Below are 22273 nucleotides of genomic sequence, written 5' to 3'. Positions count from 1 at the left end.
CCCGATCAGGGAGTGGGGACGGCCATGAGAAGTGCATCGACGATTTGTGCACTCGTGATGTTCTCCGCTGCGGCTTCGAAGTTGAGTTGGATGCGGTGAGCGAGGATTCGGTGGGCGAGATCCTTGATGTCTTCGGGGATGACGTAGTTGCGGCCGCGGATCATCGCCAGGGCCCGCCCCGCGTTGGTGAAGGCGATCGAAGCGCGAGGGCTGGCCCCATATTCGATGAAGGGGGCCAGGCGACCCAGATACTTTGCGGTGTTCCTGGTCGCATGGACGAGTTCGATGAGGTATCGGGTGATCGAAGGGTCGATGTAGATGGTGCGCGCATAACTCTGCAGCGTCTCCACATCCTCGAGGGTGCAGGAGGGTTTCGGTACCGAGTCGCGATCGAAGACACCCGAGTCCAGACGGGACAGGATCTCCATCTCCTCATTTGGATTCGGATGGGTGAGTAGGTCTTTGATCATGAACCGGTCGAGTTGAGCTTCGGGAAGCTGATAGGTGCCCTCCTGTTCGATCGGGTTCTGCGTGGCCATGACGAGGAATGGACGGGGAAGTTCGAACCGCTGGCCACCGATCGTCGTCTGCTTCTCTTGCATCGCCTCGAGCATGGCGCTCTGCGTCTTCGCCGACGAGCGATTGATCTCATCGAGGAGGACGATGTTGGCGTGCACCGGACCCAGGACTGTGTTGAAAGAGCCTTCCTGGGCGTTGTAGATCTGTGATCCGATGATATCGGCGGGCAGCAGATCGGGTGTGCACTGGATGCGGGAGAACTTTCCGTCCACAGCATTGGCCAGTGCTGCCGCCGCGGTTGTCTTTGCCAGCCCGGGAACACTCTCCAGGAGGAGATGGCCGCTGGAGAGGAGACCGATGAGCAGACTCTCGCGCAGGCGCTGCTGTCCGACGACGAAATGGTCCAGATAGGATTCCAGACCGTTGAGGATCGACTGAGCGTGTGCGATCTCTTCAGTGTTGGCGGGTGCCGTTGCCGTCATAGTGGGGCCTCTCGAATCTCAACTGGCTGACAGAACAAGCATATGGGCTGACCCTGACACGGGACTGGACTCTTTCGTGTCAGTACCGACACATACCCTTGGAAGACCGACACACAGTTGTGGAAGACAGGGCGAAATCGAAGCGCGGAAGGAGGTGGAAGCGACCGTGGAAACGGATCTCGGGCACGCGGAAGCGGAGTCGAATGTGACACGCCGAAGAAGTGCCCACAGGTGGAAATTTTATCTGTGGACAGGTGTGGAAAACGCTGCCGGGCGAGGTGCCCGGATAGGGCGTTTCGGCGCCGTTGCCCAGTGTCCTCGCAGGTGATCGAACTACGTCGGTGTCGTTCACGACCTGTGGATGACTGTGGACGGTTTGAACACAGGGTGTGGACGATCGAAACAACAGTGGTGTAACACTGGATATAGGGGTAGAGTCGAACCCGAACACAACATCTAGTGGTCGCACTCGGGCCTGACCAGCGTGATATTCATCATTGTCAAGGTCATGAATCCGACGTGGACATGCCGTGAAATCTAAGCCGAAGTGCAGAAATGAGGAGTCGCGATGATCACCGTGTACACCAAGCCAGCTTGCGTCCAGTGCAACGCCACGTACCGTGCGCTCGATGCCAAAGGGCTGAAGTACAAATCGGTCGATCTCAGTGTCGATGAGAACGCCTTGGACGTCGTCAAGGCCATGGGCTACATGCAGGCTCCCGTCGTAGTCACCGACAACGACCACTGGTCAGGTTTCCGCCCGGACAAGATCGCCACCCTGGCCGGAGAGCAGACGTCGGTTTCAGTCGTGGCCTGACATGCTCCTGGTCTACTACTCGAGCAGCTCTGAGTACACCGACCGCTTCGTCAGCAAGCTGCGGCACCCCTCACGCCGGCTTCCCCTGCTGACAAAGGATGAGACGCTGACGATCGACGAACCGTTCGTTCTTGTGACTCCCACCTACGGGGCCGGCCCCAATAGAGGCGCTGTGCCCAAGCAAGTGATTAAGTTCCTCAATATCGAATCGAATCGCCGCCACCTCGTCGGCGTCATCGGCGCCGGAAATACGAACTTCGGCGAAGAATACTGTCGCGCGGCACGCAAAGTGGCCGCGAAATGCAATGTACCCGTGCTGTACCGTGTCGAACTCCTCGGAACCCCAGAGGACGTCGAAGCAGTGAATTTAGGATTGGACAAACTGTGCGCGAGCTCGCTGAAGACCGCAATGTAGAAGACATCATCCGCGAAGAGACGGATCTTGACTACCATGCGCTCAACGCCATGCTGAATCTGTACGACCAAGACGGTCGGATCCAGTTCGAGCGTGACAAACAGGCTGCCAGGCAGTACTTCCTGCAGCATGTCAACAACAACACCGTCTTCTTCCATGACCTCAAGGAGAAGCTCGACTACCTCGTCGAGAAGGAATACTACGAGCCCGAGGTCCTCGACCAGTACTCCTTCGGCTTCATCGAAGAGCTCTCGAAGCACGCCTATGGGCAGAAGTTCCGGTTCCAGACCTTCCTCGGTGCCTTCAAGTTCTACACCTCTTATACGCTGAAGACCTTCGACGGAAAGCGCTACCTCGAACGGTTTGAGGACCGTGTCGTCATGGTCGCCCTGTTCCTGGCTCGCGGCGACGAGAAGCTGGCCACCCAGCTCGTCGACGAGATCATCACCGGCCGTTTCCAGCCGGCCACGCCGACCTTCCTCAACGCGGGCAAGAAGCAGCGCGGTGAGCTCGTCTCCTGCTTCCTGCTGCGCATCGAAGACAACATGGAATCGATCGGCCGCTCCATCAACTCCGCACTGCAGCTGTCCAAGCGCGGCGGCGGTGTGGCCTTCGCTCTGACCAACATCCGTGAGTCCGGTGCCCCGATCAAGAAGATCGAAAACCAGTCCTCAGGTGTCATCCCAGTCATGAAGCTGCTTGAAGACTCCTTCTCCTACGCCAACCAGCTCGGTGCGCGTCAGGGTGCCGGAGCCGTCTACCTGCACGCCCACCACCCCGACATCTACAAGTTCCTCGACACCAAGCGTGAGAACGCCGATGAGAAGATCCGGATCAAGACCCTGTCGCTGGGCGTCGTCATCCCGGACATCACCTTCGAGTTGGCCAAGCGCAATGAGGACATGTACCTCTTCAGCCCCTACGACGTCGAACGCGTCTACGGTGTGCCCTTCTCCGACATCGACGTCTCAGAGAAGTACGAAGAGATGGTCGACAACGCCGCCATCAAGAAGAAGAAGATCAGCGCACGCGAGTTCTTCCAGACCTTGGCAGAGATCCAGTTCGAGTCCGGTTATCCGTATGTCATGTTCGAAGACACGGTCAACCGGGCCAATCCGATCGACGGCAAGATCATCATGTCGAACCTGTGCTCTGAGATCCTCCAGGTCTCCGAGCCCAGCGTGTACGACTCCGATCTCGGATACGACGTCATCGGCAAGGACATCTCCTGCAACCTCGGTTCTCTCAACATTGCACTGACGATGGATTCCGAGAACTTCGGGCAGACCATCGAGACTGCGATCCGCGGATTGACCGCTGTCGCGGAGACTTCCGACATCCAGTCGGTTCCCTCGATCGCCCGCGGCAACGACATGTCGCACGCCATCGGGCTCGGTCAGATGAACCTCCACGGCTACCTCGCCCGTGAGCACGTCTACTACGGTTCAGACGAGGGCCTGGACTTCACGAACATGTACTTCTACACCGTCGCCTACCACTGTGTGCGGGCATCGATGGAAATCGCGAAGGAACGCCAGACCACCTTCGCCGGCTTCGAGAGGTCGAAGTACGCAACCGGTGAATACTTCGACAAGTACACCGATGAAGTGTGGGAACCGCGCACCCAGCGTGTGACCGATCTGTTCGCCGAGGCCGGCGTGCAGATTCCGACGCAGGATGACTGGCGTGAGCTCAAGGCGGCTGTTGCCGAGCACGGCATCTACAACCAGAACCTGCAGGCAGTTCCGCCCACCGGTTCGATCTCCTACATCAACAACTCGACCTCGTCGATCCACCCGGTGGCCTCGAAGATCGAGATCCGCAAGGAGGGCAAGATCGGGCGTGTGTACTACCCGGCTCCCTTCATGGACAACGACAACCTCGAGTACTACCAGGATGCCTACGAGATCGGCTACGAGAAGATCATCGACACCTACGCCGAGGCCACGAAGCACGTCGACCAGGGGCTGTCGCTGACCTTGTTCTTCATGGACACCGCCACGACTCGTGACATCAACAAGGCGCAGATCTACGCATGGCGCAAGGGCATCAAGACCATCTACTACATCCGGTTGCGGCAGCTCGCGCTGCAGGGCACCGAGGTCGATGGCTGCGTTTCCTGCATGCTGTGACCGATGGGTTCAGCGGGCCGGTGTGAACCGGTCCGCTGAACCCATGACCCGGGGTCTGCACATCCCACAGGCTCCGGGCGCTCAACATTCTGCGTCTGCTGGGCAGACCACACGTACGTACGACGTACCTGCAACTTGGAAGAGAGATGGAAACGTTGGAGAATCTGACTTTGGCGTCGCACGTCGATGCCATCAACTGGAACCGTGTCATCGATCCGATCGACGACGATGTCTGGGACCGTCTGACCGGAAACTTCTGGCTGCCCGAGAAGGTGCCGCTGAGCAACGACATCCCGTCATGGGCGACACTCACTGAGGAGGAGAAGACGCTGACGATGCGCGTCTTCACCGGTCTGACATTGCTCGATACGATTCAGGGCACCGTGGGTGCGATCTCCCTGATTCCGGATGCGGTTACTCCGCACGAGGAAGCAGTGATGACGAACATTGCGTTCATGGAGAGCGTGCATGCGAAGTCATATTCATCGATCTTCTCGACCCTGTGCTCGACGAAGGAGATCGACGAGGCGTTCCGTTGGTCGCGCGAGAACACCTACCTGCAGTCCAAGGCCGACATCATCCTCAGCTACTACCGAGGTGATGACCCGCTCAAGCGCAAGGTTGCTTCCACACTGCTGGAATCATTCCTCTTCTACTCGGGCTTCTACCTGCCCATGTACTGGTCTGCACATGCGAAGCTGACGAACACTGCAGACCTCATCCGCCTCATCATCCGCGACGAGGCGGTCCACGGCTACTACATCGGATACAAGTACCAGAAGGGCCTGGAATCACAGTCCGAAGAGCGTAAGCAGGAGCTCAAGGACTACACGATGAACCTCATGTTCGAGCTCTACGAGAACGAGGTTGCCTACACCCACGACCTCTACGACTCAGTAGGTCTGGCCGAGGACTGCAAGATGTTCCTCCATTACAACGCCAACAAGGCCCTGATGAACCTCGGGTACGAAGCGATGTTCCCGAAGGAGGTCACCGAGGTCAACCCGGCGATCCTCGCGGCTCTCTCACCCAACAGCGACGAGAACCACGACTTCTTCTCCGGCTCCGGTTCCTCCTACGTCATCGGCAAGGCAGAACAGACTGAAGACGACGACTGGGACTTCTGAGACCCCGTAGCTTGCTCGAGGCCCGAAAGGGCTGATGGGAGGCCCGGACCTGCAGGTTTCTGCAGGTCCGGGCCTTTTTTCGTGCCTCCATCCGAAGGACAGAGGAGAGCACAGATGAACATCAGTACCCGTTCGGCATGGCACACGGGTGGCACGGACACACCTTCCACCCGAGAGCGGACGCCTTCACACACGCGATTTTGGTGGAGGAGCACCCACAATGTCGTGCCACTTCGTGCCACTGACGACCACCGCGAGGCGGCAAAACCCGAGGCCAGAAGCGGTTTCGAGGAGGCAAGAAGATCTAGTGGCACGAAGTGGCACGACCGTCCGCTCCAGTCCGTTCGAGGCGACTGGAGGACACGATGAGCGCGACGACGAAGGAGAAGAAGGCGTCTCCACGAGAGGCCTGGGGGAGCCTGCGCAAGCTCCCATCCGGTCGATGGCAGGCGCGCTACCCCGGCCCGGACAGTGAGACCCATACGGCGCGAACCGAAGACGACAAGGCCCTGACGTTCCAGACCAAGACGGACGCCCGAACCTGGCTGTCTAGTGTGCACACGAAGATCGCGCTCGGGACGTGGGAGATACCAGAGGTCCAGGCCACACGCCGACGTGCCGAAGCCGAGGCAGAAGCTGCTCGCACGATCGGCTTCACCGAGTACGCCGACCGCTGGATCGAGATGATCCGCACCCAGCCAAATCGCAGCGGCAAGATGCGCTCCGAAGGAACAATCCGTTCCTACAAGGGCAAGGTCAACGGCTACCTCATTCCCGAGTTCGATGACACCCCCATTCGAGACATCGACAAAGAGCGGATCCGGCTCATGACCGACAAGCTGGACAAGATCCCTTCCCCACTCAATCCCAAATCGAAGTTCAACGGAGTCACACGCCCGGTGCTCATCGTTCTCATGATGATCCTGCGGCAGGCCGCCAGAGACGGCATCATCGCCAAGGAACCGGACGTGCCCATGCCTCGGCAGAAGCCTGTTCGCCATGATGCCGACCACGACCCCGGTGAAGACGTGGCGACCCCGGCACAGGTCGAGGCTCTCTACGATGCCATGCCCAAGCGGTGGGCCATCGCGGTCTTGCTGGCCGCTTGGTGCCAGCTGCGACGCGGGGAGTGCCTGGGCTTGCAGCGTCGCGACATCGAATGGCGCCCCGATGGCAGTGCCATCCTCCACGTACGCAGGCAGCTCAACGCGAACACCGGGGACTTTACCGATCCGAAGAGTGAAGCGGGCAAGCGGTCTCTGAGCGTGCCACGGATCATGCGTGATCGCCTCTGGGAACACCTGCGCGACTACGTAGCGAAGGAGGCCAAGGCTCCAGTGATCGCGGCCAGCGTTCAAGGCAGCGTGCCGCTGTCGAACACCCGCTGGTGGAACGTCTGGAGCGAGGCGAAAGACGCCGTGGACGTCATCGACTCAGGGTTCCGATTCCACGACCTACGGCACACCGGCCTCACGATCTTCGCGCAGGAGGGAGCAACGCTCGCCGAGCTGATGAGACGGGGAGGCCATTCGGACATGCGCGTCGTGCTTCGATACCAGCACGCCACGATGGCCCGCGACCGTGAACTCGCAGACCGGATGAGCGATCGCGTGGAGGCTCATCTCCGCAAGAAGGAAAACGGTGAAGCCGCGTCATCTCCGGACGGCGATGGACACCTGTGAGGGGAAAGGACCCTGCTCGCTGGAAGGAACCATCATGGACCAACGTAAACGACCCGATGAGTCCGCGCAGACCCTGGTATCGCTCGCCAACGCGGCGGACCAACTAGGGATCTCCGTCAAGACACTACGACGGCGGATCTCCGATGGAACTATCCATGGGTATCGAGTCGGACGCTTGATCCGGGTGGACCCGGAAGAGCTTCGGCGAAGTCTGATCATCGAGATGCCATCGGTTAGATGATGCACAGAGACGGGGTGAGCGTACATGCTCACCCCGTCTTCGCTGCCACGATCTGGTTATTCCACGTCTGATGCGGTATCGACGTCGGCCGCGATCGCGGCGAGAAAGGTGGAGGCCTGCTTGGCTAAGGCGATCTCACGCTCGCGGGAGACTCCCGCAGTTTCGAGGTCGGCGGGAAGCTGATTCTCGTCGACCAGTCGGGGAAGCTTTGCGCAGAGGACCGCCGCCCGGTGGAGCACGCCGACCGGGGAACCGGCTTGTTCCCAGGCACGGACGATGCTCTGCCGGAGCACATCCGCACCTTCGGTATCGAGAGCCCCGATGCTGTCGAACCCCACGTGCCGGGAGAACGCCCTGCTGGCGAGATTACGTGCGACTTCCTCGTCTCGGGCCGTTGCGAAGTCCATGCCTCCGACTCTAGGGCACCCACCGCTCACCGGGTAGTGTTCCGCTCCGATCCCCGGCAGCGCGAGGGGCTGAGCGTTCTACATCGTCGCGCCGACCACGGGCGCGTTCCTTTGCTCGCACCACGATCAGCGTGACCAGGCTGATCGGTCCCATGATGAGGAACTTCAACGCCGACCACACGCACACGAGGAAGACCAGGTGCAGGAAGCCGGGGCCGCCGTGCTCGATGGTGGTGGTGGCCCACTGCGCGATGGCGAGATAGGGAGCTGCGATGAGCATGGCCGGCACGCCCCACTTCAAACCCGCACGGGTGCGGATCAGGTCGAGCACGATGTTGCTGGGCAACCAGGCCCGCAGGATGCCGCGGGTACGGATGCTGGTGACGAGTATGGCGCGGAGCATGGCTCAGTCCTCCCAGGAGGCGACTCATCTTCGGGAGGGACGTGCCGGGGGCCGGTTCCCCTGGACTGTCAACCACCGCATCCAGCTGGTGCGGCAGCGTAGCTAACTTGTATCGCCTAGATCACATCCTACCAATCCGGGCTGACACAGGGAAGTGCGACTGCGGCCAACCGGCTTATCGGTGCGCCGACCCCTTGCTGCGTACCTGCCCTCGAGAGGGAGGTCAGGATCATGCCAGAACACATCGAGGGACAGTTCGCGTTCGACTTCGACGAGATGGCCCGCGAGGAAGCACGTGCACGCCTGGACGAATGGGGCGGTGCACCGCTGGGGTTCACGCGGGACTACTTCCCGCCCGCGCAGCTTGATGAGGCGTTCGAGCACTGGAAGTTCCTCAACGGCTCCATGGGCTCGTGGAAGCGCAGCCACATGTGGCACCGGGAAGGCTGGAACGGGACCGGCACCGAGTTCGGCGGGCACCGCGGCGAGATCTTCGAAGCCGAGCTCGGCCCCGAGGACGGTCACGAAGGCCCCGGCGGAATGCTGGAGCAGATGATCTGCGAGCCGTGCGAGTGGCACGTGATCGGCGACGAGAACTCCGTCATCGAGCAGTGGCACGATCACGCGGTGCCCGGTTGGCGTGACCTGCCTGTTCTACCGGCGACGATCCGTGTCCGAGATGGCGGCTCGAGCCTGTCGAAGCTGGCCATGAAGTGGATCACCGAGCGCTACCCGCAGCACATGCAGGTTCCCGGCGCGCCGATCATCACCGAGCGCGGGCCCTACGGCACCCGGCATGTGCACCATTACTCGCCGTGGGGCGGCTACGACCTCTCCCACACCGCACTCGAACGCCCCGCCGCACCTCAGGTGCCCTCACGGGCACCGCGACGTGAGCTGCCGCCGTTCGTACCGGCCTCGCAGCCCGGGCAGTCCAGCCCGGCAGGCCGTGCCCTGTCCCAGTGAGACGAGCATACGAGGAGGGCCGGAACCGAGATCGGTTCCGGCCCCCAGACTGTGCGGCGGGTGGGTCAGGTCAGTTCACCGGTCTCGGGGTCCAGCCGAGCGTAGAAGTCCTCCTCAGCCTGTTCCCGGCGGGCGACGTCGGAGACGACGAAGGCCACGAAGTCGGCGTCCCGGTCGGTGATCGCGGCGTCCTCGATCGGCTCGGCCTGTTCCTCGCCGGGCCAGATCGTCTGCCGGGTCGGACGGTCTCGATCCAGCCGGGTTCCGGACGCGGCGACCCAGTCGCGCAGCCGCTGCCGGGAGTCCGCGAAATCGCGTAGCCAGCCGATCGGTGCCGATCCGTTTTGCTGCGGGTCGTAGGCGCAGAGCCAGTGGATGTGCAAGGCGCTCAGCTCCCAGACCAACTCGGGGTGACGATGCCAGTGCGGCGGGATCACCGCGGCCGGGAGCCCGAAGGCGTGGCGCAGCCAGTCCACCCACCGGTTGAGCTCCAGCCAGGCCTCCTCGGCCTGCTCGGCGGTCAGCAGGTTCCAGTTCACCGGCCCCGGCGGCTCGTCCAGGGCCGCGGGCCCGTCACTGGGCGGGGTGGGCAGGTCCTCGGGTTCGGGCTCGTCCAGCTCGGGGACTTCTTCCGGGCCGGGGGTGATGTCGTCGTCATCCATGAGGGTTCCTCCTACTGGCCCATCGCGACGGTCTCGGGCTGCTGGGCTGGGCGCTCGGGGGCCTCGAAGGCCTGCGCCCGCTGGGCGGTGACTTGCTCCTGGGTCAGGCCCTCATCCCGTGGGGTCCGGTCGACGGTGTACGTCGAGCGGGCGGCGTCGTGGCCGATCTTGCGGGCGACGAATTCTTCGCCACCGACCTGGCGTCCCTCACGCTCGTAGGTATAGGGGCGTACGTATCCGTCGGCGACGAAGCGGTCGCCCTTGGCGAAGGCTTCTGCGGCGTGTTCGGCGCTCTTGCGGTAGACGACGAGATCGTGAAACGACGGCTCGAGCTGTGTGAACGTGCCGTCTTCCTCGCGTCGGTAGTGTTCGATTCCCATCCGGGCGTAGAACCGGGCGACGCCTTGCTGCCCATAGGTCAGTTTGGGGTCCGTGGCGATGAACCCCGAGACCGATGTGCCGGTCTTCATGGCCATGATCCGGCCTCCTTCCTGTGTGCCTGGCGATCAGAACCTCTGCTCGCTGCTGGCAGACAGGTGCACGCCCCGTCCGGTAGTCCTCGGAGGCCAGCGGGGCCGGCTACAGGCGACGGTCGAACCCGCCTGCGGCACTTGAGCGCGATGCCTCCGGTATCGGGTCCGGGGTCCGGGACGGATCGGCTTTGACCCCGAGTGCGGGCCGATGAGCGCGCACTGCCTCGACCGTCAGTTCCCGGCCGCGATCCTGCCCGGTCTGTGGCTGCCCGGGCTGTTGCTCGGGGTTGTTCTTCCGGGTGGCGGCCAGCTTCTTCTCGACCTGTGCGAGGTTCTGCTCCGCCTCGGCCAGGGCCTCGGTGTGCCGGAAGGGCTTGCCGATGCGCTCTTGGGCCTCGGCCAGGGACTGCTCGGCCTCGGCCAGGTCGGATCGGGCGCGCTCCAACAGGGTGGGGATGCCGGAGACTCGGTTCTCGATGCGCTGGATCACTCCCGCCCCGCCGGCCAGGAACGTCTCTCGTCCGACCACGGTGGCGCTGCGTGGGACATCGGCCAGGGCGATTTCGACCGAGGGCTCATCCCCCAAAGACGGGACCGTGGCCACGGTGATGTCGAAGCCGCTGATCTGCCCGAGGGTTCCGTAGTCGCGGCCGATGTGCTTCGGCGCCCACGTCACACCTTCCCGGTGCGCCCACTGGGCGAGGGCATGGCCGGCGTCGGTGCGCGAGTCGTAGCTGTGTCCGGCCAGCGTGATGCGGAAATTCTCTCCCGAGGTGTCGGTGACCTGGCCTGCGGCCTGTTCGAGACCGGTGATCTCCTCCTCGTGCCGGGTGATGTCCTCGCGGGCGCGGAGGCGGGTGTGTTCGAGCATGGACTCGTTTCGGGAGTGGGCGCGCTCGAGGCGGTGCAGCTTGGCGACCTCGGCCTGGATCGTGGAGTGTTCCAGCAGTAAGGGGTTGCCGGAGCTGATCGCTTTGGCCTCGGCGGCTGAGAGCTCGGCGGAGTCGATTTCTTCGACCTCGCGGACATCGAGGGACCCGCGCATGATCTGGGAGATGAACTTCGCTTTGCGCTCCACGGCCTGCCACATGTACGCGTCGAAGCTCTTCTCGGTGACCAGGCGCACCACCCCGACTTCCGGGTTCTGGTTGCCCTGGCGCAGGATGCGGCCCTCGCGTTGGGCGATATCGGAGGGCCGCCAGGGGCAGTCCATGTGATACAGCGCCACCGCGCGTGCTTGGATGTTCGTGCCGACCCCCATTTTCTGGGTCGATCCGATGAGCACCGCGACGTGCCCGGCCCGGGCTGCGGCGAAGAGTCGGGCCTTGTCGATATCAGACTTGGCTTCGTGGATGAAGCGAATCGACTCGCCGGGCATCCCGCGCAGCACCAGTTGAGCGGCCAGCTCGTCGTAGGCGTTCCACTGATCGGGGTTCGGGGTGCCGATATCGGCGAAGACCAGCTGCAGCGCCCCACGGGCCGCGGCCGGCTGCCCGGTGGCCGGGTCGAGGTATTCGTTGTCGCGGGTCTGCTCCCAGACGCGGGCGATCGTATCGGCGGCCACATCGACTTTCGTCGGCCCGGTGGGCTGATCGTCGAGGACCAGGCGGATGTCCAAGGCTGCCTTGCGGCCATCGGTGCTGATGGTCAGCATGTTGTCCTCACGCGGCGTCACCAAGCGGGCGGCGACTTTCTCGGCCCGGTCACCTAGGTCGGCGACGAAGTCTTCGAGCTCGGCGGTGGGCTGGACGACCTCCGTGGACGGGGCGCGGGAGCCGTCGTCGCGCTCAGCGATATCGGGCACCGGAAGCTGGAGGTCCTCGGCGGTTTTCACATCGGCGAAGGTGGACCACATGCGCAGCATCTCCGGGACGTTGGTGAACCGGGAGAACCTGGTTTTGAGCCGGAAGCTGCCGGTCGGGGACATCTCCATGTCCGTGCTGGTCTCACCGAAGGTGGCCGCCCACGCATCGAAGGCCTGCACACCGGCCGTGTCGAGCAGGTCCGGACGCAGGTACTTCTGCATTACGAAGGCCTCGGTGATGCTGTTCGAGATCGGGGTGGCCGTCATCCCGGTCACCACCCGGTCCTTGCCCTGGTCGCGCAGATAGGTCAGCTTCATGTCCAGGTCACTGGCGCGCCCGGAGCCCTCGATCGCGGCATCGGAGATGTTGGACTCCGTGGCCAGGTTCTTGTACATGTGCAGTTCGTCGATGACGAGGTAATCGATGCCTGTGTCCTCGAAGCACACTCCCACGTCGCGGCTGGTGTCCAGGCGTTCCTTGAGCTTGTTCTCCAGGTTGACCAGCTTGCGCTGGATGCGTTTGACGCTCATCGCATCACCGGCCTCGGCGTTTTCCAGCACGCGCCGGAGGTCGACCACCTGTCCGCGGATGTAGTCCTGCTGAGTGCTCTGACGCAAGGGGATCTTTGAAAACGCCGATTGCGTGAGCAGGATGCCGTCCCAGTCGTTGGCCGCGGCGCGAGCAACGAAGGAGCGACGCTTATCGGCGGTGACGTCCTTGCTCGACGCAGCGAGAATCCGGGCCTGCGGGTAGATCTGCAGCCACTCGGAGCTGAACTGGGCGAGCATGTGGTTCGGGATGACGATCAGCGGCTTGCTGATCAGTCCCATCCGGCGCATCTCCATCGCGCCCATGATCGCCTCGGCCGTCTTCCCGGCTCCGACCTCGTGGAACAGGCCGGTGGAGGGTTCGGCGATCATCCGCGCGACCGCGGCCCGCTGATGCGGGCGCGGGGTGAACGTCTCCGCCATCCCCGGCAAGCTCAGGTATTCCCCGGCCATGGAGTAGTCGCGTAGCACGATGTTGTTGAACCGGGTGTTGTACTCATCGACCAGGCCCTTGGCCCGCTCGGGGTCTTCCCACACCCATTCGGCGAACCGGGCCTGCATCGTCTCGGCCTTCTCCTGAGCCGCGGTGGTCTCGGTGGCGTTGAGGACCATCTGGGGTTTGCCGTCAGGGCCTTCGATCTCGTCTTTGACGATGATGGCCTTCTGTTCCATCAGCGCTTGGGCGATGGCTGGGGCCGGACGGCGTTCGGTGCCCCATTCGCTGGTCGCCTGCAGCCCGGACCGGCCCCCGCGGACGTCCCACATGCCCGGCAGCGGATTCTCGACCCGGACCTGCTCGGTGCGCAGGATCTCTGCGAGGAACTGCTGGTGAATGGCGGGACTGATCCACACGGCCCCGAACCGGGCCGTGATGTCCTCGACGCCGAGGTCCTCGGGCTGCACGTCGGTCAGCGCCTCGACGTTAGTCTGGAAGTCCGGGTCCTCGGCGGCGCGGTCCTTGGCCTGGGCGAGTTTCGTGCGCACATCGCCGCTGAGGTATTCCGGGGCATGGACGAGGGCGTCGGTGACTGGGTCGGTGTAGACCAGCCCGGTCAGCGCCTGCCGGGTCTCGGTCTCGTCCATGCCGAGCATGTCCGCGATCAGCGGCAGGTCGATGCCACCGGTGCGATCCAGACTCAGAGCGACCGCGTCGGCCGGGGTGTCGGCACCTTGGACCTCCGCGCGTGGGGCGACGACCCGGCGGGAGAGGATCGTCGCGGGGCTCGCGGTCTGGGTGGAGTCGTCGAATTCCTCCAGCGCGGTCACCAGTGCGCCGAAGGGATCTGAGCGCAGCAGCCGCAGCGGGGTGGGCATGATGCGGGCGTGGGTCTCCTCACCGGCGTCGTTGGTGCGTCCGGTCCGCCGCCAGGAGAAGCGGTTCAAGGGCCCAAAGGTGCCGAGGTATTTCTGGTAGTCCCGTCGCAGGCTCTCCCGGGCCGTGGTGATCTCCTCGGTGTCATCGGCGGTGGCGGCTTCGAGCTTGAGCAGATGCGTGGCCGAGTCCCGCAGTCCCAGCAGGGCGGTCATCTCCCGGGTCGCGTTCTTCGGCACCTTCAACGGCTCCAGGGAACCACCGTTGATCGTGGCGAATCCTCCGTCGTCGGTGGCCAGAATGGTTCCGTCCCACGTCCGCGGTGCGCTGCCGGTGGCGGCCACCGCCGGTGCCTGCCCGACCGGGGTGGTGCGCGCGGTCATCGTCTGGCCTTTACGGCGGGCGGTGAAGGTGATCTGCTCCAAGGTCGTGCGCAGATCCTCGGCGACATGGTCGAGGTCGCCGTCGGCCCGAAGGCTCTCGGCGCCATACATGCCCTGGCTGATGCTCATCGTGCCCAGCACGTGCTCGGGGTGGGTGTCGAAGTAGCCGTTAATCTTGATCTCTTGCCCGTCGAGAGTCACGGGAGTGACGGTCTCCCAGAGGTCATCGGCCGGCGGCTGGTCTTCGTCACGGCGGCGGAAGATCAACACGTCGGTGATCGCCTCCGTCCCGGCGGTGCGCTGATGGGTGCCGGTGGGCAGGCGCACAGCGCCGACGAGGTCGGCCAGCAAGGCCATCTCCCGCCGCGCGCCTGGGTTCTGGGCATCGAGGGTGTAGCGCGAGGACAACACCGTGACGAGCCCGCCGGGGCGGGTCGCGCGTAGGGACTTGAGGATGAAGTGGTTGTGGATCGACTGCCGGGTGGGGTTATCGACCGGATCGTGGAGGACGATCTTGCCGAAGGGGACGTTGCCGATCACCGCATCGAACTGCCCGTGGGCGGGGCGGGTCTCGGCGAAAGACTCCGCTCGAATGTCCGCGTGCGGGTAGAGGTGGCGGCTGATGCTGGCGGTGACCGGGTCCAGTTCCACGCCGGTCATGCGTGCATCCGGTGGGGCCAGGCCGATGAATGTGCCGGAGCCGGAGCCGGGTTCGAGGACCTCTCCGCCGGTGAAGCCCAGCGAGGTCATGGCCCGCCAGAGCTCGGGGGCGACCAACGGAGACGTGTAGTGGGCGTTGAGGGTCGTGCGGGCCGCATCGTCCCACTCCTGCTCCGAGAGCAGAGCGCGCAGTTCCTCGCGCTGCTCGGCCCACTGGTCGTTGCGCGGATCGAAAACTTCCGGGAGGGCACCCCAGCTGGACCAGCCGGCCAGCACGGCCTGTTCCTGTTCGGTGGCCGGGCGCTGCTCCTCGTCCAGGACGCGGGCCAGTCCCAGGGCATCGAGGTTGGCGCTGTAACGTGCCCGGGCACCGGAGGGCACGCCAGGATGGGTGCGCGGGTCGAACCGCGGCGCGGTGGGAGTTAGTGGACTTCGCGCAGGAACCGCACGCTCGCGGCCTCCGTCAGTACCTTCTCGTGCTCCTGGGCGTACTGGCCCGGGATCTCCGCTGCGATCAGGCCCTCGAGGAACCACACCGGCAGGGCCCAGTCCTTGGCTTTCTCCTCCAGCTCGGCTGTCGGCGGGGCCAGGTCCGGGGAGTCCTGAATCCTCTCGGCCCAGCTGACCAGATTCGAATCTGCTGGCCGGGTCTGCTCCCACTCCTCGCGGGCTTCGTCGATCGACAGGCTCGGATCCTGCATCCAGACCAGCTCGTCCATCACGACCTCCTCCGCGATCCGTCGTGCCGTTATTCGGCGCGAGACCTCCTGTAGGTACCTCCCATTCTCTCGCGAAGAGCCCGCCATCGCCAGAGGGGCGAAGCGACCGGTCTCGATCTGGATCGTCAGTTCCACGATCTGGGTCGCGATCTGCTCGCCCAGCTCGGTGAAGAACGTCTCCTGATCCTGGATCTCCTCCAGCCGGTGCGGGGCGTGGCGACGCCAGTGCTCCAGGGCTTTCGTTCCGTAGTGGTTCATCGGTGGCCTCGGCTTCCTGTTCGTCGGTCTCAGCCGGTGTGTTGGTCTCCGGGCTGGTGCGGTCGTTCTCGATCTGTTTTGCCGCCTCGGTCTCCGAGGTGCCCCACAGGTCGAACTCCAGCTGTCCCGGGGCGGGCTGGCGGCTACGCCGTGCCATCGCGGTCTCCTTCCAGCACACCCGCCGGTATCTCGCGCCCGTTCAGGCACAAACGCATCGGGGGTGGGTGCATCTCAGGTGTCAGGGGTGGTCTCGAGCAGGGCCTCGATCTCGGCCCGATCCGTCTTCAGCTGCGCCCCGTCGGTGCGGTCGGGCCAGCGGCGCAGGTCCGTGATGATCGGCGGGGCCGAGCGCAGCAGCGTCACCGCGGTCCCGAAGGGCAGCAGGCGGATCCGCTCGGGCGGCAACACCGCGACCCGGCGGATGGAGCGCTGGGAGGATCGAGATCCGTGATCGCCGAGGGTGACACTGTCGGTGAACTCATCCCGCTCGCCGATCAGGTTGGACAGGTCTTGGAGGTCCTTGCTGTTCGACGCCCCGCCCAACAGGAGTTTGACGATCGCGGCGTCCCAGATGGCGTTGGCCTGATGCTCGTTCCACTTATCCCGAGCCTGGGCCAGGGACTGCAGGACCGGCATCGTGGTGATCCCGGTACCTCCGCCCTCAGCCATGAGCGTGGGCAGCGAGGGCAACGGCGCCAAGTTCGCGATCTCGTCCAGGGCCAGCAGCATCGGCGGGTCCAGCCGGGCTCCGGGAGCCCGTGCTGCCATCCGCCGGGCGGTCTCGATGAGGTCTTCGACCAGTGCTGCCACCAGTGCGGCACTGGCCCCGGCTCCGGCGCCGGTGGCCAGCAGGTAGAGGGTGCCGGACTCGCGGAGGAACGCCTCCGGGTCGAAGTCCTCCCCGTCCCGGGGTGAGACGGCATCGAGGACCCGCGGATCGGCCAGGGCACTCAGCGACAGGCTCACGCCCTGCCAGATGGAGTCGCGGGTGCGCGGGTCGGCATCGATCATCGACTGCAAGGAATCCGCCCACCCTCCGGCAGCCTGCGGCGAGTTGGTCAGGATCGCCACCGCGTCGCTGGCGGCACTGGGATCCAGGGTCCAGCGGAACAGTTCCTCCGGTGGCCGGGCGTCGATGGCGGCGGCGTGCAGCAGGGCCTGCAGGGCCGAGCGGGTCTTGCCCTCCCAGAATCCTCCGCCTTCCACACCGCCCGAGCTCAGCCCGGTCGCTGCGGCCAGCCCGTTGGCGCGGATCATCGCCGTCAGCGGGTCCGCGCAGCCGCGAATCGGCGACCACCGCAACCCGGCCGGTAGGCTCTCGGCGAGGTGCTGGGGGTCGAAGACCGCGACCGGGCCGATGCGCTTGCGCGCCCGCAGGGTCGCGGTGAGGTTGTCCGGGCGGGTGCTGGTGGTCACCACCGCGCCCGGGGCATCGAGGATCGTGTTGATGACCACGTGCAGGCCCTTGCCGGACCGGGGCGGGCCGATGAGCAGGAGGGAGTCTTCGACCGAGGCCCAGACCTGCTTGCCGTGCGAGGTGCCCAGCAGGTAGCCCACATCCTTCGGGGCCGGGTTCTCCAAGGACGGGCGCAGGTTCCCAGCCCGGCCCAGCAGAGCCTTCGGCGAGGTCGCCTGGGCCAGATCCTGGCGGGTGGCGACCCCGGCCAGACGCCTCGGCTCCTTCTCGACCTGCTGGGTGCGACGGCGGATCAGCGACCACACCCAGGTGATCGCCGCCGCGACCGTGGAGAGCAGTAGGGCCGCGACCAGCCAGTACACGATCGCGTTGAGGTCCTCGGCCTGCAAGGCGACACCGGGATTGGTGGGGTGGATGAGGACCAGCGCCCCGGCGGCCGGTCCTGCTTCCGGTGCAGGGCTGCCGGTCAGCAGTGCGGTCAGGGAGCCGGCCAGGCGCAGGACCAGGGCCACGGCGAACAGGCCGATGAGCCCGATGATCGCGAAGGTCGTCAGCTCATCGCCCATGGAGCCGGTCTGGCGTCCGGCCGGGGAGCTCACGAGATCTCCCGCACGACCAGCGCCTTCGAGGTGCGCCCGAGCAAGATGACCTCGCTGATGCCCAGGCCCTCGATGAGGTCGCGGTCGAGCTGGACCCGAGCGTCCCCGGTCTCGGTGGCCTCGACCTGGCCGGTGACCACGGCCACGGCGAGGGCCTCACCGGGTGCGAATCCCATCCGCGTCGCCGTGACCTCCACCGTCTCGGCCTGCCCGACATGGGCCGGTGCCGCGACCTCCTGCCCGTCGTCCTCGCGGGTGGTCTCCACGGCGGGGTCGGCCTCGGCGTCGGGGTCGAGGGGGTCCGGGGCGGGGGTGCGGCGGATGATGGCCGGGACGATGTCGGTGAAGGCGGTCCCGTCGTTCTCATGGACTTCGACCCGCACCGGGAACGCGCGGTCGTTCGAGGCGAGGTCGATGATCTGCGGGAACGCACCGCGTCGCCACACTCCGGGATCGGGTGGGGGCGGCAGGGGCGTCTCGTCGACCGTGACGGTGATCGTCCCGTCATCGTTGACGTTCAGCATGACGGTGGGCATGGACACCGGGGGCAGGCTGGGGCTGGGATTCTTGCTCATGCAGGCAGGTGCACGCCGGCGCGACCAGGGCCCCACCGAAGCCGCATTCGGAACCGTGGCGGGCAGCAATCAGGCCCGCCAGGAAGAGTCCTGACGGGCCTGCGCGGTTAGAGGCGGTGGCTGGGCGGGGCGGGGCCGGGTCCGGCGCGGCCAGTGGCATCGAAGGATTCCGTCCGGAGGGTCTGGGCCCGCACCGACTGCGCCCAAGCGCGGGCGTGGTCGATAAGCTGGTCGACGTCGGCGGCTTGGACCCTGCCGCTGGCATGCGTGCTCCACTGATAATCACCGGCCGGCTGGCGGGTTCTTTCTTCGGCCTTCCAGGACCAGGAGGTCGGCAGCCGGTCGGGATCGGACCAGTCCGTGCCGGTGTAGTGCTCCTCGATGGCGAAGCGGGCATGACTCTCGCCATCTGGGTAGAGGACGAAATGCCCGGCTCCGAACGTCTCGGGGTCTTCGTCTTCGAGGTCGATGAACCGGGAGTAGTCGCATTCGATCTGCTCCAGTCCCGTACTGAGCCGTTTCATGTATCCGGTCAGGCGTTCCCGGTCTGCATCGTAGGTCGGGCTTGGGATGGCCTCATCTGAGGGGGCGGAGCTAGGGTTGATTATCTCTAGGGGCACATCTTCTTGACTGAAGTTCATGCCTCTCAGGTGCGTCCGCCCGCCTTGTCCGCTGGGGTCCACTGTTGTTAGGAATCCTGGCAGATCGTCGCGACTCCTGAAGTCGCGGGGCGATACTGCTCACCGCGGTTGAGGGTGCCCTGGAACTGCCCGGTCCTGGCGAACCCGCGCCTGTGTCCTACGCCGCTGGCCGTCTGGCTTCGATGAGGTGGCGGGTGGAGTGGGCGATGAACGGGCCGTCCTGCTGGATCAGGTCGTGGAGGTCGCAGAGACGATCGTGGTACTTCTCCACGGTGAAGCCGGGCACCCACCAGATCACCTTGCGCAGCAGATACACCATGGACGCGACATCATGGATCTCGATGCGCAGCCTCGACGTCTTCACGTCGACGATCTCCAGGCCCGCGGCCTGGGCTGCGGCGGTCTCGTCGTCGGGGTGGCGTCCTCGCCGCGCAGCCGGTTGCGGGCCGAGGAAGAACTCGAACAGCTCGAACACGCTCGCCGGCCCGACGTGCTGGGCGAAGTAGGTGCCACCGGGGCGGAGGATCTGGGCGATCTCCTCCCACCAGATCGTGGCCGGGTGCCTGCTGGTGACCAGGTCGAACGCCTCGTCTGCGAACGGTAGCGGGGGTTCGTCCGGATCGGCCACCACGACCACACCGCGGGGATGTAGCAGGCGGGTGGCTTTCGCGACGTTTGGCAACCAGGATTCGGTCGCGACCGCAGTGGTGGGAAACGTCTTGGCTTCGGCGAGGACTTCACCGCCGCCGGTCTGGATATCCAGCGACGCCGTGGCCCTGCTGAGCCGGTCGGCAAGCTGCCGTGCATAGCCCCAGGGCGGGCGCTCCTCAGCGGCCCGCCCCTCCAGCCAGGAGAAATCCTACCCAGACACGTCGGCGCAGGGGACTGGTGCAGAGAGAGGTGACAATCGGGGTGTCACGCTGCGACTGCAGGTGACTCAATAATTGTTTCGTACTCAACAGGTGTCAAACGACCCAACCGAGCTTGCCGCCGACGTCGGTGATACGTCCGCTCAATCCACGTCACGATCGCGAGCCTCAACTGCTCTCGGCTCGCCCACCGGCGACGGTCGAGGACATTCCTCTGCAACAGAGCGAAGAAGCTCTCCATAGCCGCATTATCGCCAGCCGCGCCGACGCGGCCCATTGACCCGACGATGCCGTGGCAGGCCAATGCGCGGGTGAATTTCTTCGACCGGAATTGGCTGCCGCGATCGCTATGGACCACGCATCCGGCCACGTCACCACCGCGACGGGCCACAGCCATCTCGAGGGCATCAACGGCCAAGCGCGCCTTCATTCGGGCCCCGATGGAGTAGCCGACGATCCGCGAGGAGTAGATATCCTTGATCGCGCACATGTACAGCTTGCCCTCATCGGCTTGGATTCTAGTCATCGTTGCAACACCCCTGATCATGGGAGTGTGTGGTGGCTCGACCACGAGGCAAAGACAACATCCAGTACAAAGCGAAGGAACGCGAGGAATTCTTCCGCCTCCTCGATCGTGGAGGTACGATCCGTGCAGTCGCCGCCGAGCTCGGTGTCAGCGTGGATTCGTGTTACCGATGGCGTCGCGAAGCGGGAGTGTCGACGCCGCGAGGTAAGAGCCGTTCCTACACGGCTGAAGACAAAGCAGAGTTCTTCAAACGGTTGAAGGCATCGGGCAATGTCGCGCAAGTCGCGAAAGAACTCGGGTTCGTGAGGGTCACTTGTTACAAATGGGCCCATCAGGCCGGTATTTTCACCGGCACTGATACACGAGCCAAGCGCGCACAGTTCAAAGCTCTTAGAGCCGCTGGCGTCCCTCGCGGCAAGGCCGCCAAGCAGATCGGTGTCGATCAGCGCTCAGCCCAGGACTGGGACAAAGACATTAAGCAGTTCACTGGTGGGCGCATCTATCCTGATGGTCGGATCATTCGCTACCGGCAATCGGCGATACTGAAAACTGTGAAGAATCCGCGCAATGCCTATACACGAGGTGCTCCCGTCGATGTCGAGCGCCTCGAAATATCGATCGATTCTCGTTTTCTGAGCCTGATTGAACGAGAGAAAATCCACGATCTTGCCAAGAGTGGAGAATCGATGCGCACCATCGGAGAGAGGTTAAGGCGAAGCCCCTCGACGATCAGCCGGGAACTGGCGCGCAATGCCACCAACACGTTGGGGTATCTTCCATATACCGCGCACCGAATGGCGGCGTCTCGTCGCCCGCGGCCACGAGTGCGTAAACTCGAAGGTGAAAGTGGGCTACGTGCCTACGTCCAGACCAAGCTGCAGCAGAAATGGTCACCGGAACAGATCAGCCACCGGCTGGTCAAGGACTTCCCCGATGACAGACAAATGCGGGTGTGTACGGAAACGATCTACCAGTCGATCTACGTTCAGGGCCGTGGTGGACTCAAGCGTGAGATCGCAGCACTGATGCGTCGCGGACGGGTAGTACGCAAACCCCGACGAGATCCAGCACGCAGGACGAAACGGTTTGTCGATGAGATGGTCTCGATCGCTGACCGACCACCTGAGGCCGATGACCGTGCCATACCAGGACATTGGGAAGGCGATCTCATCATCGGAACGAAGTCCAGGTCCGCGATCGCCACACTCGTCGAGCGATCCAGTCGGTTCGTCACCCTTGTCCATCTCGACGCCGATCATACTGCCGAGACGGTCCGAGACGGTCTCGTCAAGACCGTCAGTGAGCTCCCACAGGCTCTGCGGCGATCATTAACGTGGGACCAGGGCGCGGAGATGTCGGGACACGTCGCGTTTCGTACAGCAACCAACATGGACGTCTACTTCTGCGACCCGGGCAGCCCCTGGCAACGTGGGAGCAACGAGAACACCAACGGACTCTTGCGCCAGTACTTTCCCAAAGGCACCGACTTGTCCCGGCACGCTCCCGAGGAGCTCGAGGATGTGGCTGCAGAACTCAATGCTCGACCACGAAAAACTTTGAACTGGGACACACCGGCAGAACGACTCCATGCTTTACTGGAACCTCAGTAGAAAGTTTGGTGTTGCAACGACTACT

At 64.2% G+C, this 22273-nt stretch carries 18 protein-coding genes and 3 pseudogenes; 9 read left to right on the top strand and 12 right to left on the bottom strand.

Features of this window, described 5'->3' with window-relative positions; all coding sequences use genetic code 11:
• Positions 1-5: 5 nt before the first annotated feature.
• Positions 6-1001, bottom strand: coding sequence for an AAA family ATPase (locus AAFP32_RS11930; RefSeq protein ID WP_101641755.1), 996 nt, complete (start codon positions 999-1001; stop codon positions 6-8).
• A 568-nt stretch (positions 1002-1569) separates the two neighbouring features.
• Between AAFP32_RS11930 and nrdH the strand changes: the two genes are divergently transcribed.
• From nrdH to AAFP32_RS11900, 6 genes are all read left to right on the top strand, one after another.
• Entirely contained in the window at positions 1570-1818 is a 249-nt protein-coding gene (gene nrdH, locus AAFP32_RS11925; RefSeq protein ID WP_092106910.1) for a glutaredoxin-like protein NrdH, read from the top strand.
• A gap of 1 nt (position 1819) precedes the next feature.
• A complete protein-coding gene (gene nrdI, locus AAFP32_RS11920) occupies positions 1820-2233 on the top strand; it encodes a class Ib ribonucleoside-diphosphate reductase assembly flavoprotein NrdI (protein WP_350269290.1) in 414 nt (137 codons plus the stop codon).
• A gap of 5 nt (positions 2234-2238) precedes the next feature.
• Complete coding sequence (nrdE, locus tag AAFP32_RS11915) at positions 2239-4365, top strand: class 1b ribonucleoside-diphosphate reductase subunit alpha (protein WP_101621011.1); 2127 nt, start codon at positions 2239-2241, stop codon at positions 4363-4365.
• Positions 4366-4511: 146 nt separating this feature from the next.
• On the top strand, positions 4512-5492 hold the full coding sequence (nrdF, locus tag AAFP32_RS11910) for a class 1b ribonucleoside-diphosphate reductase subunit beta (RefSeq protein ID WP_101621004.1): 981 nt from the start codon (positions 4512-4514) through the stop codon (positions 5490-5492).
• Positions 5493-5857: 365 nt separating this feature from the next.
• Positions 5858-7174, top strand: coding sequence for a site-specific integrase (locus AAFP32_RS11905; protein ID WP_350269289.1), 1317 nt, complete (start codon positions 5858-5860; stop codon positions 7172-7174).
• Positions 7161-7415, top strand: a complete 255-nt coding sequence (locus tag AAFP32_RS11900; protein WP_308297939.1) for a helix-turn-helix domain-containing protein — start codon at positions 7161-7163, stop codon at positions 7413-7415. The genes AAFP32_RS11905 and AAFP32_RS11900 overlap by 14 nt, the downstream gene beginning before the upstream one ends.
• Positions 7416-7471: 56 nt before the next feature.
• Here AAFP32_RS11900 and AAFP32_RS11895 read toward each other — a convergent pair whose 3' ends face one another.
• Positions 7472-7822: a hypothetical protein gene (locus AAFP32_RS11895; protein WP_009881985.1), complete on the bottom strand. Its 351-nt coding sequence runs from the start codon at positions 7820-7822 to the stop codon at positions 7472-7474.
• A 10-nt stretch (positions 7823-7832) separates the two neighbouring features.
• Positions 7833-8225 (bottom strand): sulfate permease, encoded by a 393-nt coding sequence (locus AAFP32_RS11890; RefSeq protein WP_350269288.1) that lies wholly within the window; start codon positions 8223-8225, stop codon positions 7833-7835.
• A 231-nt stretch (positions 8226-8456) separates the two neighbouring features.
• On the opposite strand from AAFP32_RS11890, the gene AAFP32_RS11885 reads away from it, so the two are divergent.
• Complete coding sequence (locus AAFP32_RS11885) at positions 8457-9191, top strand: DUF6349 family protein (RefSeq protein WP_009881987.1); 735 nt, start codon at positions 8457-8459, stop codon at positions 9189-9191.
• A gap of 65 nt (positions 9192-9256) precedes the next feature.
• Here the strand turns inward: AAFP32_RS11885 and AAFP32_RS11880 are convergent, their stop codons facing one another.
• The 9 genes and pseudogenes from AAFP32_RS11880 to AAFP32_RS11840 all read right to left on the bottom strand — a co-directional run.
• The gene (locus AAFP32_RS11880) at positions 9257-9853 is read right to left on the bottom strand and encodes a hypothetical protein (RefSeq protein WP_009881988.1); all 597 of its coding nucleotides are present in this window, start codon (positions 9851-9853) and stop codon (positions 9257-9259) included.
• 11 nt (positions 9854-9864) lie between these two features.
• Complete coding sequence (locus AAFP32_RS11875) at positions 9865-10329, bottom strand: single-stranded DNA-binding protein (RefSeq protein WP_009881989.1); 465 nt, start codon at positions 10327-10329, stop codon at positions 9865-9867.
• Positions 10330-10432: 103 nt separating this feature from the next.
• Entirely contained in the window at positions 10433-15415 is a 4983-nt protein-coding gene (locus tag AAFP32_RS11870) for a helicase-related protein (RefSeq protein ID WP_350269287.1), read from the bottom strand.
• 41 nt (positions 15416-15456) lie between these two features.
• Positions 15457-16011 (bottom strand): hypothetical protein, encoded by a 555-nt coding sequence (locus AAFP32_RS11865; RefSeq protein WP_009881992.1) that lies wholly within the window; start codon positions 16009-16011, stop codon positions 15457-15459.
• Between the two features lie 231 nt (positions 16012-16242).
• Entirely contained in the window at positions 16243-18027 is a 1785-nt protein-coding gene (locus AAFP32_RS11860) for a type IV secretory system conjugative DNA transfer family protein (protein ID WP_350269286.1), read from the bottom strand.
• On the bottom strand, positions 18024-18602 hold the full coding sequence (locus AAFP32_RS11855; RefSeq protein WP_029416642.1) for a hypothetical protein: 579 nt from the start codon (positions 18600-18602) through the stop codon (positions 18024-18026). Before AAFP32_RS11855 ends, AAFP32_RS11860 begins: the two co-directional genes overlap by 4 nt.
• A gap of 107 nt (positions 18603-18709) precedes the next feature.
• Entirely contained in the window at positions 18710-19126 is a 417-nt protein-coding gene (locus tag AAFP32_RS11850) for a hypothetical protein (protein ID WP_350269285.1), read from the bottom strand.
• 274 nt (positions 19127-19400) lie between these two features.
• Positions 19401-20150 (bottom strand): annotated as a pseudogene (locus AAFP32_RS11845) (class I SAM-dependent methyltransferase).
• 8 nt (positions 20151-20158) lie between these two features.
• Positions 20159-20638, bottom strand: a pseudogene (locus AAFP32_RS11840) (IS3 family transposase); the annotation flags it as partial.
• 29 nt (positions 20639-20667) lie between these two features.
• Here AAFP32_RS11840 and AAFP32_RS11835 point away from each other — a divergent pair.
• Positions 20668-20769 (top strand): annotated as a pseudogene (locus AAFP32_RS11835) (hypothetical protein); the annotation flags it as partial.
• A gap of 300 nt (positions 20770-21069) precedes the next feature.
• Complete coding sequence (locus AAFP32_RS11830) at positions 21070-22248, top strand: IS30 family transposase (protein WP_420883396.1); 1179 nt, start codon at positions 21070-21072, stop codon at positions 22246-22248.
• Positions 22249-22273 lie beyond the last annotated feature (25 nt).

It is taken from the genome of Brevibacterium sp. CBA3109 (assembly GCF_040256645.1).
GTDB lineage: Bacteria > Actinomycetota > Actinomycetes > Actinomycetales > Brevibacteriaceae > Brevibacterium > Brevibacterium koreense.
This window is presented reverse-complemented; position numbering and strand designations above follow the sequence as displayed.